Origin of the sequence: Embleya sp. NBC_00888 (assembly GCF_045207655.1) — a bacterium.
GTDB lineage: Bacteria > Actinomycetota > Actinomycetes > Streptomycetales > Streptomycetaceae > Embleya.
Genome location: NZ_CP108785.1, coordinates 5,475,769 through 5,490,399, shown reverse-complemented (window position 1 = coordinate 5,490,399; position 14,631 = coordinate 5,475,769). Strand labels below are relative to the sequence as shown.

Here is a 14,631-nt window from a genome sequence, read left to right as displayed (position 1 = left end):
CAAATGGCCGCGCACCTGGCCGGTCTCTATCCTGAACTCGGCCAGGACGGCACGCTCCAGACCGTCATGCAGAAGGCTGTCCGCCGGGCCGGATATCAGTTCGACGTGCTCCCTGAACGACTCCACGGGTGGAAGCGAATCGGCGCCCGGGCGGACAGTGACAACCGGACGACGAGCACTCTCCTGGGCCTCCATTACCGCAGCTTCCTCATGCGGTTTTGGGAACACGGCGTCACGATCGCCACGGGCACGACCAGCAGTCTGAACGAAGCCGCCACAGCAACCGCGGTCTGGCAGTCCGGGGCCAACCCGGAAGCCCTTTTGTCCGCCTGCCCGTTCGTCCACTCTGGACCGCTCACGGAGGCACCCGAGCGCGGCACCGAAGTGGAGACCGCGTGGGCAAGGTATCGCCAGACCCCGGCGACACACGTCGACCACTTCCTCATCGAGGCCGCCTTCAACCAGCCACCGCTGCGGGCGTTGTTCCCCTTCCACAGCCACATGGCGTTGAACTTCAGCCGCTGCACCGACTTCCCCTACACCCACGACGTTCCAGTGGTTACTCCCGTGAACGGGAAATACCGCGTCACCTGGTGGGGGACACGTTCGCCTCACGGACCGGCGGATATCGGAGAGGCCGACAACCCGCAGGACGCGGTCGCCTTGGTCGTCGCCCACCTACCTCCGGAGTGCGGCCCGGCAGTCGTCGGCACCGCCGAAGACCTTGACAAATCAGATTCCACATAATCGTCCGGTTCACGTGCCCTTCCACCGCGCCCGAGCTCCAGGGCAGTGTCAGGCCGGCGGTGACGGCGTCGAGGTCTTTGCGCAGGCCCTGGGCGAACGTGCGCAGTTCCTTGATCTCGGAGACGTCCGCCTGGGCGAGCCATTCGGGAGGCCGGTGGCCGTGGCGTCGTCGCAGGAGCGTCGCGAAGCCGCGGGCGAGCCGGTTGATCTCGGCGAGATGCACGCACCGCCCGCACAGTTCCTTCAGTTGCAGCCGGGCGGCTTCGCTCTGCCGCTCGGCTCGGCCGATGATCCACCGGGCCACATCGCGGACGGGCGGCGGAGGAAGTGGCTTCATGGGTGAACCGTCTTTGTCTGCAAGGCTGTTGAGGAAGCGGCGGACGGTCTTGCGGCTCCCGGTGTAGCCGCGGGCGGCGATCTCGTCGCGGAGCGTCCGGGCGTTGTTGCAGCCTTCGGCCCACCGCGCGGCGAGGTAGGGCATGTGGGGTGCGAGGGCGCTGCCGCGGCGCGGTCGCACGGTGATCAGCTCGTCCCGGGTGGCGGCGTGCGCGTAGCGGCGCACGGTCTTGCGGTCCAGCCCGATCTGCTCGCTGATCGCTGCGATCGTCAGGCCCAGGTCATACCGAGCGCGGATCTCCGTCCAGCGGGCGAGTATCTGCTGCTGCGCCGGGCTCTCTTCGCGACCGGGGTCGGGGGCGCTCTCGGGGACGCCGTGTTCCGGCGGGAGCGGGTTCAGGCAGGCGCGGTGCTTCCGGACGGCCTTCTCCACCGCGGTGGCGAGGTTGTCGAGCAGATGCCAGCGGTCAGCGACCTGCGGAACACCCGGAAGAGCGCGTTCGACGGCCTCGGCGAACGCGCCGCCGCGGTCGCGGCAGACCATGCGGACCTCGGGGTGCTCGCGTAACCAGGCGGCGAAGGTGTCCGCGGTGTGGTCCGGCAACACGTCGACGGGCCGGTGCGATTCCATGTCGACCAGGATCGTGCCGAAAACCCGGCCGCGCCGCAGTGAGAACTCGTCCACGCCCAGCACCTCCACCTTCGGCGGCGCGGGAACGTCGAGTCGGTGGATGGCCCGCAGCAGTGTCGACCCGCTGGTCGGGACGGCCATGTGCGCGGTCAGCCGCTCGCCGGCCCGGCCGCCCAGTGCCAGCGCGACGCGCTCCAGCAGCCGCTGTTCGGTCGGGGTGCGCCGGCCGTACCGGACCGGTGAGCCCGTCCACCTGTTCGGCGAACGTCCGCTTCCCGCAAGCGACCTCGTCGCAGAAGAACCGACGGACATGCAGTTCAATCCCGGCCGGGCGGCCTGCCACAGCGGTGTCCGCGAGCATCCGCGCGTACCGGCTGTGGACCCGCCGCGACGGTGACCCACACCCCGGGCACTCGGCCTCCGGACCGGTACAACGCGCCTTGATCCGCACCGACCTCCCGACAGCGGCGACCGCCTCGACCACCACCCGCGACAGATGCGGAAACAGGACTTCCAGCAGTTCAGCGACTTGACCCCCGAGCACCCAGCACGACTACCACATCATGATCCGCTTCACGAAAATCGCCGAGTGCTCGGTCAGCCAGCGGGCGAGGGTGGTGGCCTCCCGGTCGGGCAGAAGGTCGACGGGACGACGGGTCTCGACATTGATCAGTACGGTGCCGTAGACGTGGCCCTTGCGCAGGGCGAAGTCGTCAACTCCCAGTACCCGTGGTGTCGTCGCCTGCGGATCATCCGCAGCAGCGTCGAGCGGCTGATCGTCGAGTTGAGCACGTCGGACAGTCGGGCGCCGGCTCGGCCGGCCAACATCAGTGCCACCGCCTGCAGGACCGTGTGCAGCCGCTGGCTCCGTCGCCCGTGGCGGAAGGTGAGTCCGGCGACCTGCTCGACGAATGTCGCCCGGGCACACGACGTGGTGGGGCAACGGAAGCGCCGGACCTCCAGCTTCACGATCACCCGGCGACCACCGACTGCCGAGTCCGCCAACCGGCGCTGGTACCGGCTGTGTACCCGACGTGACCTGGCGCCGCAGGCCGGGCAAGGCGCCTCGGGCGCACACGCGCAGGCCGCGACGGTCACGCTGTCGCCGCCGATCTCGATGTTCGCTATCTCCAGGTCGCCCAGGCTCGGGAACAGGACTTCCTTGGCATCCACGTCGTTCACGGCCATGGATCATCACGAACGCGGTACCGGCCGATTCGGAGAACGTCGAAATGGATCACAAGCCGTTGGTGTCGTTCGTGAACGGGATCGTTTCTGATCTTCGGGCGGTGGAGGCGGGGTTGAGTCTGCCGTTCAGCTCGGGTGCGGTGGAGGGTCAGGTGAACCGGATCAAGATGCTGAAGCGGCAGATGTTCGGCCGGGCCGGCCTGGACCTCCTGCGCAAGCGCGTGCTCCTCGCTTCGTAGCCGGAACCCGCTCCTGGCTCGGTCGGTGACGGCTAGTCATATCAGCACGGAAAGTGATCCAGAACCTCAATTCAACCGTTGCCGACACGCCCGTCACCCGCGCTCCGGAGAACCGCTGTCCACCGTGAAGTTCATGGCTCAAACCCTTGCCGCAGCTGGCGACCTGCGGCGCGACCTCCGGCAGGAGCCGACGTACGACGGGCTGCGGGCCGTCGAGCGCGCCGCACTCGACCAGCGCATGACCGTACGGCGCGGCCAGGGCTACACCGTCCGAGTCCCCGGCGCCGTCTGGCCCGCGTGGCAGGAAGGAGTTGGCCCCGACGATCTCGGAAGTCGTGGGCACGGTCCTGCGCCATCTTTGTCCAGGCGGTAGTCGAGCACGCCGCCGCGGATGGTCCCGGGTCGCGTCTGCCCTGATCTGCGATGCCGCATTCACGGTCCTCCCGCACATCGGTGCCGGCTCGGCCAAGGCCGCCGAGGACTCGCGTCAGCTGCACCAAGCGCTGCACATGGCAGGACCGGCGGCTCGGGCGGGCCGAGACACGCGTACGAGAGCCATCCAGAACCTCGCACGGTTCGGGCCGCGTCTCCGGCCGGACGACGAAATCGTCTTCGGTCTCAACCGAGTCAGCGGCCGATCGACGGCGAACGGCAGCTCAGCCGGAGGCGAGTACAGCGCTCGGTGCATCGCACGCCGGCAGGCGAACGGGACGGAACTCTTGGGCAGTCCCGGTCCGGTGCGCCGCCCGGTGGCGCTCTCCCCCGCCGTCGACGAGCCGGGGAGTGGGCGTTGGCGTGGCCGCCGTACCATCGCCCTCCGTGGACGACATCGGCCTCCGCACATCGACGGTTCCGCGCGGCAGTCGACAACGCATCAAAGCCTTCCAGAACGGGTTCGGGGTGATCAGGGCGACCTGGCCAGCCTCGCAGACCACCGACACTTCCCGGACCATCGTGGCGTCCCCGAGCGGCAGGACGCGAACCCCTTCGGTGGTGCCGTTCGCCACGGCGAGCTCGTTGGTGAGCCCGACTCCGAGGTCGCTGCGCACGAGCGCGATCAGCGTCTGCGGAACGTTCGTCAGATAGGTGATCCGTGCGGTGATCCCGCGCTGCGCGAGCAGTTGCTCGGCCTCCGTCTGACCCGCGCCTGAGCCCGGGACCACGAGGTCGTACTTCGCCAGGTCCGCGGCGTCGACCGCCGAACCCCGCAGGGCGAGCGGGTGCTGCGGATGGACAACCACACGCATCGGCTCGCGCCACAGCGCCACACGGTGCAGACGGCGGTCGCCGGACAACGGGTACAGCGGTCTCAGGCCCACCTGCACCCGACCGGTGAGCAGGGCGTCGTCGACCTGGGCCAGTTCCTCGATCAGATCGATGTGGATGCCCGGGTAGCGGCGTCCGAACTCCTGGATGACCTGCGGGAGGAAGGTCGCGGCAGCGCACGGGTCGGCCGCCACGGCCACGTGTCCGCGCGCGAGCTGGTTGACCTCCGCTACGGCATTGCGTCCGAGCTCGAGCTGGCCCAGCATCGCCCGCGCGTGGGTCAGATAGGCCTCGCCGGCCGGGGTCAGCGCGACAGGACGCGACCGCCGATCGAACAGTTGCACCCTGAGCTCGCGCTCGAGCGCGCTGATGTGCGCGGACACTCGCGACTGGGCCCGGAACGTTCCGTTCGCGGCGGCGGCAAACCCGCCGTGGTCGACGACCGCCGTGAAGCTCACCAACCAATCCACCTGCACGACTGCTCCTCTCCGCCCGCGAGTTCACTTCGCCCCGCCTGCAACCACGGCAGCTCGTCCTCGAGACCCGGACTGCTCACCGAGACGCCGATCACCACCGGCGGCCTGTTGGAGGCGGTCATCCACGAGCTCCCCGCCGGGCCGTCGGCAACGGCCGAGCCCGGATCGCTCGCACTCGGGAATTCGAGCCCGACTTGCTGCCGTAGGAAGCACATGCTGCCGCGACGCCGAATGTCCTCGTCGGGTCTGCGCAGGACGGGCATTGCCCCTGCCCCACTAACAAGAACCAAGTTCTACTTAGTGAAGATACACCGCAACCGTCCCCTGTCAAGAGGCGCACACGCAAACTCCCGAACACTGCTGCTGCCCTACAAGGAAAAGGTGTGCGAAACGGTCCGGAGACAACGCGTCAGGCCGTCGCGGACCAACGCACGGGCGCGAGTTCGATTCCCACCGGATAACGGTGGTCGAAAATCCACGACCCGGACGACAACAGCGTCGACGACAGGCTTCGGCCGGAGCGCATCGCGTCGAGGAGCCCGCCCGGAGAGCAGCCGAGCAGCGCGACGACGACGCGCTGCTCGGCTCCTTGCATCCCGGGGCCTCGAGCGACCACGGACAGCGTGACGCCATCCGCGGTCGCGGCGACGGCAGGGTCGGCCAGCGTCAGGTCAATCAATCCGCCGTGGGCGCGCATGCGCACGGACCCCACGTGGCGGACCACGTCGGTTCGGCCGCGCGGACATTTCCGATTCTGAGCGGGCGGAAAGAGAATCCGACCCGCCCGGAATAGCGCGCCGTCGGTGTCACAGGAGCCGCCGACAGCCAGGATGTAGTCGAGGAAGCTGCGTTTCACTCCCCAGTTCAGCAATGGTCCCGCTGATTCCTCCGCGGACACCAAGAATCACCTCGGATTGCCGCGCGCCGGCCCGGTCACGACCTGCAACTCGGTGAAACCCAACAGCCCCCAGGGCCCGTTCTCGACCCCGATGCCGCTCCACTTGTGTCCGCCGAAGGGCAGGTGCATCCGCACGCCGCCCCCGTGCGTGTTGACCGAGACCTGCCCGCCGTCGACGCGCTCGGCGATCGCATAGGCGTGGTCGGGGTCCCCGGACCAGACGGACGCGGTCAGGCCGTAGTTCGAGCGGTTGGCGCGCTCAACCGCGTCCCGCTCGTCGCGGAAGGCGACGATCGGCAGCACCGGCCCGAACTGCTCCTCGTCGACGACCCGCACGCCGTCGTCGAGGTTGTCGAGAATCGTCGGGGCATAGAAGTAGCCCGGCCGATCGAGGGCCGCGCCTCCACAGGCTGCCCGCGCGCCCCTCCCCAGCGCGTCGGCGACCAAGTCCGACACTCGATCGAACTGTGGGGCGTTGTTGATCGGTCCGAGTTCGGCTCCCGGCACCAGGCCGTCGTCGACCTTGGTGTCTCGCGCGATGCTCGCGAGAGCCTCGACCAGTCGGTCATGGATGTTCTCGTGCGCGTAGACCCGTTTCACCGCGAGGCAGATCTGTCCGTTGTTCCCGAACGCGCCCCAGAACAGGTCGCGGGCGATGGCGTCGACGTCGGCATCGGCCAGCACGATGGCCGGGTCGTTGCCCCCGAGTTCGAGCGTCGTCCGCTTGAGGTCCTCACCGGCGGCGGCGGCCACCCGCATGCCGGTCGCCGTTGAGCCGGTGAAGCTGATCTTGCGGGGAACAGGGTGCGCCACCATCGCCGCACCCAGCGGGTCCGGGCCGCTGACGACATTGAGCACGCCCGGCGGGAGAGCTTTCCGGAGCACGGCACCGACGGCCAAGGTCGTGAGCGGTGTGTACGGCGACGGCTTAACCACCACCGTGTTCCCTGCCCGCAGCGCGGGGGCGATCTTCCAGACGGCGAGCAGGATCGGGAAGTTCCACGGCGTGATCGCCGCGACCACTCCGATCGGCCGTCGGCGCACCGCCTCGTAGCCCTCGCTGTCGTCACGCAGCACCTCGTCCGGCCACCCGAGGTCCGCGTAGTAGCGCAACCACGCGGACGACGCCTGCAACTCGATCACCGAGTCGTGCAGCGGCTTGCCCTGCTCGAGGGTGAGCAGACGGCTGAGCCGATCCTGGTCGGCGTCCAGCGCATCGGCTGCGGCGCGCAGGTGCCGGCGGCGAGCGTCGTCGTTCCGCGACCAGGTCCGGAACGCGTCCGCCGCCGAGCCGAAGACGTGGTCCAGGTCCTCGGCCCGGATGGCCGGAGCGGCGCCGAGGATCTCGCCGGTCGCCGGATTCACGACGTCGAAGCTGTCGGCGGTCGCGAAGTCGGCTCCGTCGACCGTGGGGAAAGCCGGTGCCAGGTCGTCGCTGGAGGTCATGTTCGCTCCTTCTCTGGTGGGGCCGGGCGCCCCGTGTCGAGGCCGGCGGGAATGAGGACCGGCTTGATCACGGCGCCGGAAATCGCGTCGGCCTCGGCGGCGTCGATGTCACTGAGTGGGTATGTGCGGATGAGACGGTCGAAGGGGAACAGTCCCCGCCGCCAGAGGTCGATGAGGCGAGGCACGAAGACCTGCGGAACGGCGCTGCCCTCGTAGACGAAGGTGACGTGCTTCCCGGCCAGTTCGTATGCCGTGACGCGCACCTCGCCGCTCCCGCCGCCGACGAGGACTGCTGAGCCGGGACGGGCCAGAACGCGGATCGCGGCCGAGATCACCTCGGTGATCGACGTCGTGTCGAAGCTGAAGTCGACGCTCCCGCCGTGATCCTGCACCGCGGCGACCAGGTCGTCAGTGCTCGCGTCGACCGCGTGCGTGGCGCCCGACTCCAGCGCCGTCTGCAGCCTGCCGGGCTTGAGGTCGACGGCGATGATCCGGCCGGCGCCGGCGGCCTTCGCGGCCATGATGGCCCCGAGTCCGACCGCGCCCACGCCGAACACCACGATGGATTGGCCGGGGGCGAGGCGCATCTCGTTGAGGACCGCGCCTGCCCCCGTCTGCAGGCTGCAGCCGAGCGGGCCCATGATCTCCAACGGCACGTCACGGTCGATCACGACGGTACTCGCCTCAGTCGCGACGGCGTACTGCGCGAACGAGGACTGCGCGAACCATCGATTCGCGATCGGTGTCCCGGCCTGGTCGCGAGCGGAGATCCGTCCGTCGGAGTCCGCACCGGTCAGGTTGGCGATCTCGAACCGGGCGCAGTACGCGGGCGACCCCGAGTGGCACGCCGAGCAGGCTCCGCAGGAGGCGAAGCTCATGACGACGTGGTCGCCGGGCTTGATCGCGCGCACGCCCGCGCCGATCCGCTCGACGACGCCGCTCCCCTCGTGTCCCAGGATCACCGGGAGGCGGACCATCTGCTGGCCGGGGATGCGCGCTTGCAGGTCGGTGTGGCACAGTCCGGAGCCGACGACCCGCACCAGCACCTCGTGCGGCTGCAACTCGTCGAGCGTCACGCCCGTCAGCTCGTAGGGCTTGTCCGATGATCGCAGGACTGCGGCCTGGAAGGTCGTCATCACTGTTCCGTTTCTCGTCAACAGGGGGGTCAGGTCACCGGTTCGCGGCTGGAGCGGGCGCAGAGCGAGACGGCGGCGTCCCAGCCGTCCTCGGCCGCAACCATCCGCCGAAGCTTCATGATCTTGCCGGGCTCGTTGAGCGTCGCGGCGCCCACGAGGTGGCCGGCACGCTCGAACAGTGCGACGAACCGGTCCTCGTCCGGCCCTCCGGAGACGAAGGCGACGCTGTCGGCGTCGGCCGTCCCGACGAACTGGATGCGGTGCCCGTACCAGTCGCTCCAGAAGTAGGGGACCGTGCTGTACGCCTGCCGGCTCGCCGGCCGCAGGGCGTTCAGCACGGCACGCGCGCCCTGCTCGGCGGCGTTCGTCCAGTTCTCGAGCCGCATGCGCGCGCCGAAGACCGGGTTCGGCCAGCCGGCCACGTCGCCGGCGGCGTAGACCCCGGGAAGCGACGTGCGCAGGTACTCGTCGCAGACCACCGCGGAGTCGATGGGATCGAGATCGACGCCGGAGCCGACCAGCCACTGGGTGGCCGGGACGGCGCCCACGCCGACGACGACGAGGTCCGCGGGGACGAAGTCACCGTCGGCCAGGAGCACCTGGGTCGCGCGATCGTCCGAACGGACTCCTATCACGCGAACCCCGCACCGCAACTCCACACCGTGGCGACCGTGCAGCCCGGCGAGCGCCGCCCCTACGACGTCACCCACCGCGCGTACCAGCGGGACGCTCGCACCCTCGAGCACGGTGACTGAGGCTCCGGCATCGAGTGCGACGGACGCGACCTCGGAGCCGATGAACCCTCCACCGACCACGACCACGCGCCCGCCCCGTCCGACTCGATCGAGCACGGTCCGCACCTCGTGTGCGTCGTCGAGCGTGCGCAGACTGTGGACCGCAGGATGCGCAGCCCACTCGCCGACGTCGCGCGGGGCGGAACCGGTCGCGATCAGGAGCCGGTCGTACGGGACGACCTCGCCGCCGACGACGACGCCCTCGCCCGGACGCAACCCGATCGCCCGCTTCCCCAGCCGGAGGTCGACGCGCAGGTCGTGGAGCAGTCTCTGCTCGGTGGCGAGCGGAGTCGGGTCGCCACCGGCGAGGAAGGACTTCGACAGCGGCGGGCGATCGTACGGTAGGTGCATCTCGTCACCGATCAGGGTGATGCGCCCCTGGTACCCGGATCGCCTGGCTGCCTCGACTGCCCGGAGCCCGGCGAGCGACGCGCCGACCACCACGAGCCGGCGGGCCTCGGGGCAGCCGAGAGGCGAGTCGTCCGCCTTCGGGTGTCCGCTGTTCGTCGTCATTCCGACACCACGGACAACGCCACAGCGGGACACGCTCGGACGGCCTTCATGACGGTGTCGTCGCCGTCGTCGGCCATCTCGGACACGAGTACGAGCGCGCCGTTGTCATCGATCTCGAAGTGCTCGGGGTCCAACGACTCGCAGATGCCGATACCGGAGCAGCGCTCTCTGTCCACCACGATCCTCATGTGCTCTGTCCGCTCTCTCGCCGTCAGTTGGTCCGCACCGGAAGGCGCCGGATCCCGTTGATGAACTCGCTGTTGAGCATTTCCGGCTCCCCGACCTCGAGGCGAGGCAGCTGTGTGAGGATCTCGGCGAACAGCGCGCGCAGTTGGGCTCGGGCGATGCCGTTGCCCAGGCAGTAGTGGATCCCGCCGCCGCCGAAGCCGACGTGCGGGGTGCGGGGACGGCCGAGGCTGAAGCGGTGCGGATCCTCGAATACGTGCTCGTCACGGTTGCCGGAGCAGTAGAAGATCCCGACCTTGTCACCGGCCTGGATCCGGACGCCGCGGAGTTCGACGTCCTCCAAGGCGACGCGGCCGAAGCACATGACCGGGGTCGCGTGCCGGACGAACTCCTCTATGGACCCGGCGATCCGGCCGGTGAAGTCCTCGAGAAGCCACGTCCGTTCGTCGGGATTGCGGTCGAGGTTGAGCACGGTCCAGCTGGTCGTCTGCTTGGTGGTGTCGTTGCCCGCGACGCTGAGCAGCAACATCGTCGACGCGATCTCGTCGTCGGACAGGGGTTTGCCGTCCATCCGAGCACTGCCGAGCGCGGTCGCGATGTCGTCTGACGGGTGCTCGCGCCGGTAGTGGACGAGGTCGACGCCGATGTCCCGCAGCACGGTGAGTTGACGGACCATGAAGTCGACCTGGGTCATCCCGGGCGGAAGCATCGACTCGTCGTGACCGCCGACGAAGTTGTCGCCCGCCTGGGCGAACGTCGTCACGAGGCTCTCCGGTACGCCGACCATGTCCGCGATGGTCAGCATCGGGAGCTTCGCCGAGACCGAGGAGACGAAGTCGATGTCGCCCGCCCCCACGACGTCGTTGACGATGTCGTGTGCGCGCGTCTCGATCTGCGCGTTCAGACGGGCCACCGCCTTGGGCGTGAACGCCGCGCTCATGATTTGGCGGTACCGCGTGTGCTGTGGGGGATCCATCTCGAGGAAGTTCGGCGTCATGATGGTGTCGGGGTGTCGGGGCCGAACCATGATGCTGCCCTGCGAGGTGGAGAACAGCCTGTTGTTCTGGCTGATGTAGGAGATGTCCTCGGCGCGGGTCACCGCCCAGAAGCCGGCCTCGCCGTGTACGTCCGGCGGGACGTCGGCGTCCTCGAGCGGCTGCTGCCAGCTGACGGGGCAGTGCTCGCGCAGCCAGGCGAAGGTCTGGTCACGCTCGACGAACGACCGGCGCCAGAACGCCATGCTCGAGATGTCCTGCCCGGATGTCACCGGGTGGTCGGTCGCGAAGAGTCGGCGGATCATTGGATGCTCCCTCGACGGTGGGGGGAAGCCGGCTCCGCCGAGTGCGCTTGCGCGCTGTCGGGGCGAGTCGTCGGCCGGCGATTATGTAGAACTGTGTTCTAATTGTGGACGAGTGTGCGGTTCGTGGTGTCACGTGTCAAGCATCCGAAGCCGACAAGGTCGGCCTGGTCCGCGCAGGCCGCGCGGCTCAGCGGTAGACGGCCCGGAGCTGCATCGCGACGGGTCCGCCCTCGGCCGCGACACCGTCCGCGAGTGCGGCACGGATGTCGGATTCGCCCACCCCCGCCTCGCTCAGGACGGCGGTCGTGTGCTCGCCGATGCCCGGCGGGCTCATCGGTCCGCTGCGTTGCGTGCGGGAGAAGGTGGCGTGTCGACCGGTGGTGGCGAAGACCGACCCGTCGGTCGCGGTCCTGAGGTGCACGAACTCGGCCGACCGCAAGCGGGGGTCGGAGACCGCCTCCGAGATCCGGCGGGCGCGGACGGCGGGAATCCCGAACCGGGCCAGCAAGGCGATCGCCTCCCGCGCGTCGAGGTCGGCGAGCGAGATCCGCATGCGGTCGACGGGGTCGCCCGGGGCCGAGCCGAGCACGTCGTCGACCGTCAGTCGCGGATCGCGCGACTGCAGACGCACCCAACCGTCCGACACCGGGTAGTAGCGATCGAGCGGGCCGGGCCCCTTGAAGTCCGGGCCGCTCCGGACTGTCGGGGCTCGGCCCGGGAACCGGACGAGGTCACCCGACTCGAGCAGCGACGCGGCACCGACGAGGGACGCCGAGACCTGCTGTCCGGCTCCGCTGCACTCCCGGTGCAGCAAGGCGGCGACGACCCCGAGGGCGCACAACGCCGCCGCCGTGACGTCGATGATGGCAATCGTCGTGGCGATCGGCAGCTCGAGGTCGCCCTGGGCGCTCATCATGCCGCTCATGGCCTGCACGACCATGTCGACACCGCCCCGGTCGGCCATCGGCCCACAGACGCCGTAGGCGGACAACGAGACCGACACGAGGTCGGGGTTCGACGTGCTCAGGTGGGCGTGGTCCAGACCCAACGCGGCCATCACGCCGGGGCGCATCCCGCCGATCAGCGCGTCCGCGCCGTCGCACACCCGCCGCACGAGGCGGCGACCCGCCTCGGCGCGCAGGTCGACGGCAAGACTGCGCATGCCACGGTTGAAGACGAATCCGGCGTCGCGGAACGGATCACCGGTCGTCGGCTCGATCTTGACCACGTCCGCGCCGAGTTCCGCGAGGAGGAAACCCGCGTACGGCGTGGCGACGAAGGTTCCCATGTCGAGGATCCGCATCCCGTGCAGTGGGCCCGGACTCGGCGCCGATGGTCCGGCCGGCGCCGCCGACTCCCGCGGCGGCCAGGACGGGTGGTCGTTGTGCTCGCCGAGGGGTGGCGCGGCACCGGCGACCCGCGCGGGCGACCTGCCGAAGCGCAGTGGCACGCCGGGCATGGCGACGGTGCCGCGGTCGGCGTCCTGCACGTCGACCCGAAGATCGTTGGCCGCGACCTGTGGGTGATCGAGCCAATCGTCGCGCGACCCAACCGGGCCCGCCGGGACACCGCGCTCCTCCAGTTCGCGCAGCCAGACGTCGCGTGGGCGGCAGCGGAACGCGGCGGACACCCGTTCCATGACCCACTCGACGTTCTCGGGCAGCACCATGTTCGTCGTCGTCCCGGCCAGCCGTGGGTCGTCGAGGATGTCCGCGATCCCGAGCACCTCCAGGACGGCTCGCTCGAACTTCGGGCCGAGAGCGCCGCAGGCGAGCCAGGCGTCCGCGGCGCGCACCGCCCGATAGGTCGGGTGGCGTCCGAGCACGCCGACCGCGGTGTCGAGGTCGGGTGCGTCGGGAGAGACGGCCAGCGTGTACGAGCTCGCCTCCATCACCGCGTTGACACCGGTGACGGTCACGTGTTGGCCGCGCCCGGATCGCTCCCGTTCGACGAGGGCGGCAAGCGCGCAGGCGGCCGCCCAGACGCCCTGGATGTGGCTGAGGTACGGCACGACGAAGTCGACCGGTGCGCCGTCCTGCGAGGCCTGGCGCCAGGACACACCGGTGTGCGCGCTCAGCATCGCCTCGGACTCCTCGTCCCCGAGCCAGGGGCTCCCCTCGGCGAGGTAGGCCGGCATTTCCAGCACGACCAGCCGATGGTTGGCCTCCGCGGCATTCACCACCTGGTCCCCGTACGCCGCGAGCGACTCGTTCGGCGCGAGGATGCAGACGTCCGCTGCGGCCAGCGCCCGGGCGAGCCACGCCCGCCCGCGCCGGTCGTCGGCCGGGTGGCATACCGAACGTTTGCCCCGGTCCCATACGGCGTATCCCGGCACGTCACGGCGCCGTTGCCCGCTGTCGGGCCGCTCAACGAGCACCACGTCTGCGCCGAAGTCGGAGAACAGCATGCCGGTGACGGCGGCCGCAGTGCTGACCCCGAGTTCCAGCACCCGCCGCCCGTGCAGGGCTCCGGGTGCGGCGGTCGACGACATCGTGCTCACCTCGGTATCCGGGACGTGAAGATGGACGGCGCCGGACCGTCGGCGACCGGCCGGAACTCCTTTTCGACGCGGTCCATGAGGTCGGCGACGCCCCACGGGCCGTCGGACTCGAGGGACCGGACCACCTCGGGCGTGTTCCACAACGTGATCTGCCGCCCCACCGCGCCCAACACCCGACCGGACAACCAGTCCGAGCCGGTGCCGGCGATATAGGCGACCAGCGGTGCGACGTTCTCGGGTGTCATGTCGGCGACGGTCGCCGCGTCGGCGCCCGCGGCCTTGTCCGGGTCGACGGCCGCGGTGAGGCGGGTCGTGGCACCGGGGGCGATGGCGTTGGCGGTCACGCCGAGGCGCCCCAGCGCGTTGGCGAGCGACATCGTGAGCCCCACCACGCCCATCTTCGCCGCTGCGTAGTTCGGCTGACCAGGAGAACCTTGCAGGCCGGAGTCCGAGGTGAAATTGATGATGCGGAAGTGCCCGTCGGGCTTGCGCTGTGCGCGCCAGTACGCGGACGCCGGGCGGATCGTGCTGTAGTGGCCGCGGAGGTGGACCCGGATGACGGCGTCCCAGTCCTCCTCGCCGAGGTTGAAGATCATCCGGTCACGCAGGATGCCGGCGGCATTGACCAGGACGTCGAGCCGGCCGTACTTCTCCACCGCGGAGTCGACCAACCGCCGGCCGGTCTCGGAGTCGGCGACGTCGCCACCGTCGACGATCGCCTCGCCACCCCTGGCGATGATCTCCTCGGCGACCTCGCGGGCCGGGCCGAGGTCCGCCCCGCGCCCGTCCGACTCGGCGCCGAGGTCGTTGAGGACGAGCCTGGCTCCCTCCGCGGCGAACAACCGGGCGACCGATGCACCGATCCCTCGTCCGGCACCGGTGATGATCGCCACTCGCCCCTCGAGGTTTCCCATCTTCTCCTCCACGTTCCAGGGTTGATCGCGCCCGCGTGCATCGGCGAGCGTGTTGTTCGGT

The 14,631-nt window shown here is 69.8% G+C and carries 13 protein-coding genes and 2 pseudogenes; 3 read left to right on the top strand and 12 right to left on the bottom strand.

Going from position 1 to position 14,631, the window contains the following annotated elements:
* Positions 1 to 3: 3 nt before the first annotated feature.
* Positions 4 to 654, top strand: a pseudogene (locus OG948_RS58450) (DUF6193 family natural product biosynthesis protein); the annotation flags it as partial.
* Here the strand turns inward: OG948_RS58450 and OG948_RS58445 are convergent.
* From OG948_RS58445 to OG948_RS58435, 3 genes are all read right to left on the bottom strand, one after another.
* On the bottom strand, positions 587 to 2,026 hold the full coding sequence (locus OG948_RS58445; protein WP_331773195.1) for an ISL3 family transposase: 1,440 nt from the start codon (positions 2,024 to 2,026) through the stop codon (positions 587 to 589). The pseudogene OG948_RS58450 and the gene OG948_RS58445 sit on opposite strands and share 68 nt — an antisense overlap.
* Before the next feature lie 241 nt (positions 2,027 to 2,267).
* Positions 2,268 to 2,384, bottom strand: coding sequence for a hypothetical protein (locus OG948_RS58440; protein ID WP_331773645.1), 117 nt, complete (start codon positions 2,382 to 2,384; stop codon positions 2,268 to 2,270).
* Positions 2,384 to 2,896, bottom strand: a complete 513-nt coding sequence (locus OG948_RS58435) for a transposase family protein (RefSeq protein ID WP_331773194.1) — start codon at positions 2,894 to 2,896, stop codon at positions 2,384 to 2,386. Before OG948_RS58435 ends, OG948_RS58440 begins: the two co-directional genes overlap by 1 nt.
* Before the next feature lie 50 nt (positions 2,897 to 2,946).
* Here OG948_RS58435 and OG948_RS58430 point away from each other — a divergent pair, with 50 nt between their 5' ends.
* Together OG948_RS58430 and OG948_RS58425 are read left to right on the top strand one after the other, a co-directional pair.
* The gene (locus OG948_RS58430) at positions 2,947 to 3,141 is read left to right on the top strand and encodes a hypothetical protein (protein ID WP_331773677.1); all 195 of its coding nucleotides are present in this window, start codon (positions 2,947 to 2,949) and stop codon (positions 3,139 to 3,141) included.
* A gap of 88 nt (positions 3,142 to 3,229) precedes the next feature.
* A pseudogene (locus tag OG948_RS58425) lies at positions 3,230 to 3,358 on the top strand (recombinase family protein); the annotation flags it as partial.
* Between the two features lie 439 nt (positions 3,359 to 3,797).
* On the opposite strand, the gene OG948_RS58420 reads toward OG948_RS58425, so the two are convergent.
* The 9 genes from OG948_RS58420 to OG948_RS58380 form a co-directional block, all read right to left on the bottom strand.
* A complete protein-coding gene (locus OG948_RS58420; protein ID WP_406300940.1) occupies positions 3,798 to 4,865 on the bottom strand; it encodes a LysR family transcriptional regulator in 1,068 nt (355 codons plus the stop codon).
* Positions 4,866 to 5,292: 427 nt separating this feature from the next.
* Entirely contained in the window at positions 5,293 to 5,781 is a 489-nt protein-coding gene (locus OG948_RS58415; RefSeq protein WP_331773192.1) for an HtaA domain-containing protein, read from the bottom strand.
* A 6-nt stretch (positions 5,782 to 5,787) separates the two neighbouring features.
* The gene (locus OG948_RS58410; RefSeq protein ID WP_331773191.1) at positions 5,788 to 7,227 is read right to left on the bottom strand and encodes an aldehyde dehydrogenase family protein; all 1,440 of its coding nucleotides are present in this window, start codon (positions 7,225 to 7,227) and stop codon (positions 5,788 to 5,790) included.
* On the bottom strand, positions 7,224 to 8,363 hold the full coding sequence (locus tag OG948_RS58405; RefSeq protein WP_331773190.1) for an NAD(P)-dependent alcohol dehydrogenase: 1,140 nt from the start codon (positions 8,361 to 8,363) through the stop codon (positions 7,224 to 7,226). The genes OG948_RS58410 and OG948_RS58405 overlap by 4 nt, the downstream gene beginning before the upstream one ends.
* A 29-nt stretch (positions 8,364 to 8,392) precedes the next feature.
* Positions 8,393 to 9,670 carry an FAD-dependent oxidoreductase gene (locus tag OG948_RS58400; protein ID WP_331773189.1) on the bottom strand — a complete coding sequence of 426 codons (1,278 nt, stop codon included), beginning with the start codon at positions 9,668 to 9,670 and terminating at the stop codon, positions 8,393 to 8,395.
* Positions 9,667 to 9,858, bottom strand: coding sequence for a ferredoxin (locus tag OG948_RS58395; RefSeq protein WP_406300842.1), 192 nt, complete (start codon positions 9,856 to 9,858; stop codon positions 9,667 to 9,669). Before OG948_RS58395 ends, OG948_RS58400 begins: the two co-directional genes overlap by 4 nt.
* A gap of 23 nt (positions 9,859 to 9,881) precedes the next feature.
* Positions 9,882 to 11,156 carry a cytochrome P450 gene (locus OG948_RS58390; RefSeq protein WP_331773187.1) on the bottom strand — a complete coding sequence of 425 codons (1,275 nt, stop codon included), beginning with the start codon at positions 11,154 to 11,156 and terminating at the stop codon, positions 9,882 to 9,884.
* 187 nt (positions 11,157 to 11,343) lie between these two features.
* Positions 11,344 to 13,647, bottom strand: a complete 2,304-nt coding sequence (locus tag OG948_RS58385; protein ID WP_331773186.1) for a CoA transferase — start codon at positions 13,645 to 13,647, stop codon at positions 11,344 to 11,346.
* A 5-nt stretch (positions 13,648 to 13,652) separates the two neighbouring features.
* Positions 13,653 to 14,570, bottom strand: a complete 918-nt coding sequence (locus tag OG948_RS58380) for an SDR family NAD(P)-dependent oxidoreductase (RefSeq protein WP_331773185.1) — start codon at positions 14,568 to 14,570, stop codon at positions 13,653 to 13,655.
* Positions 14,571 to 14,631 lie beyond the last annotated feature (61 nt).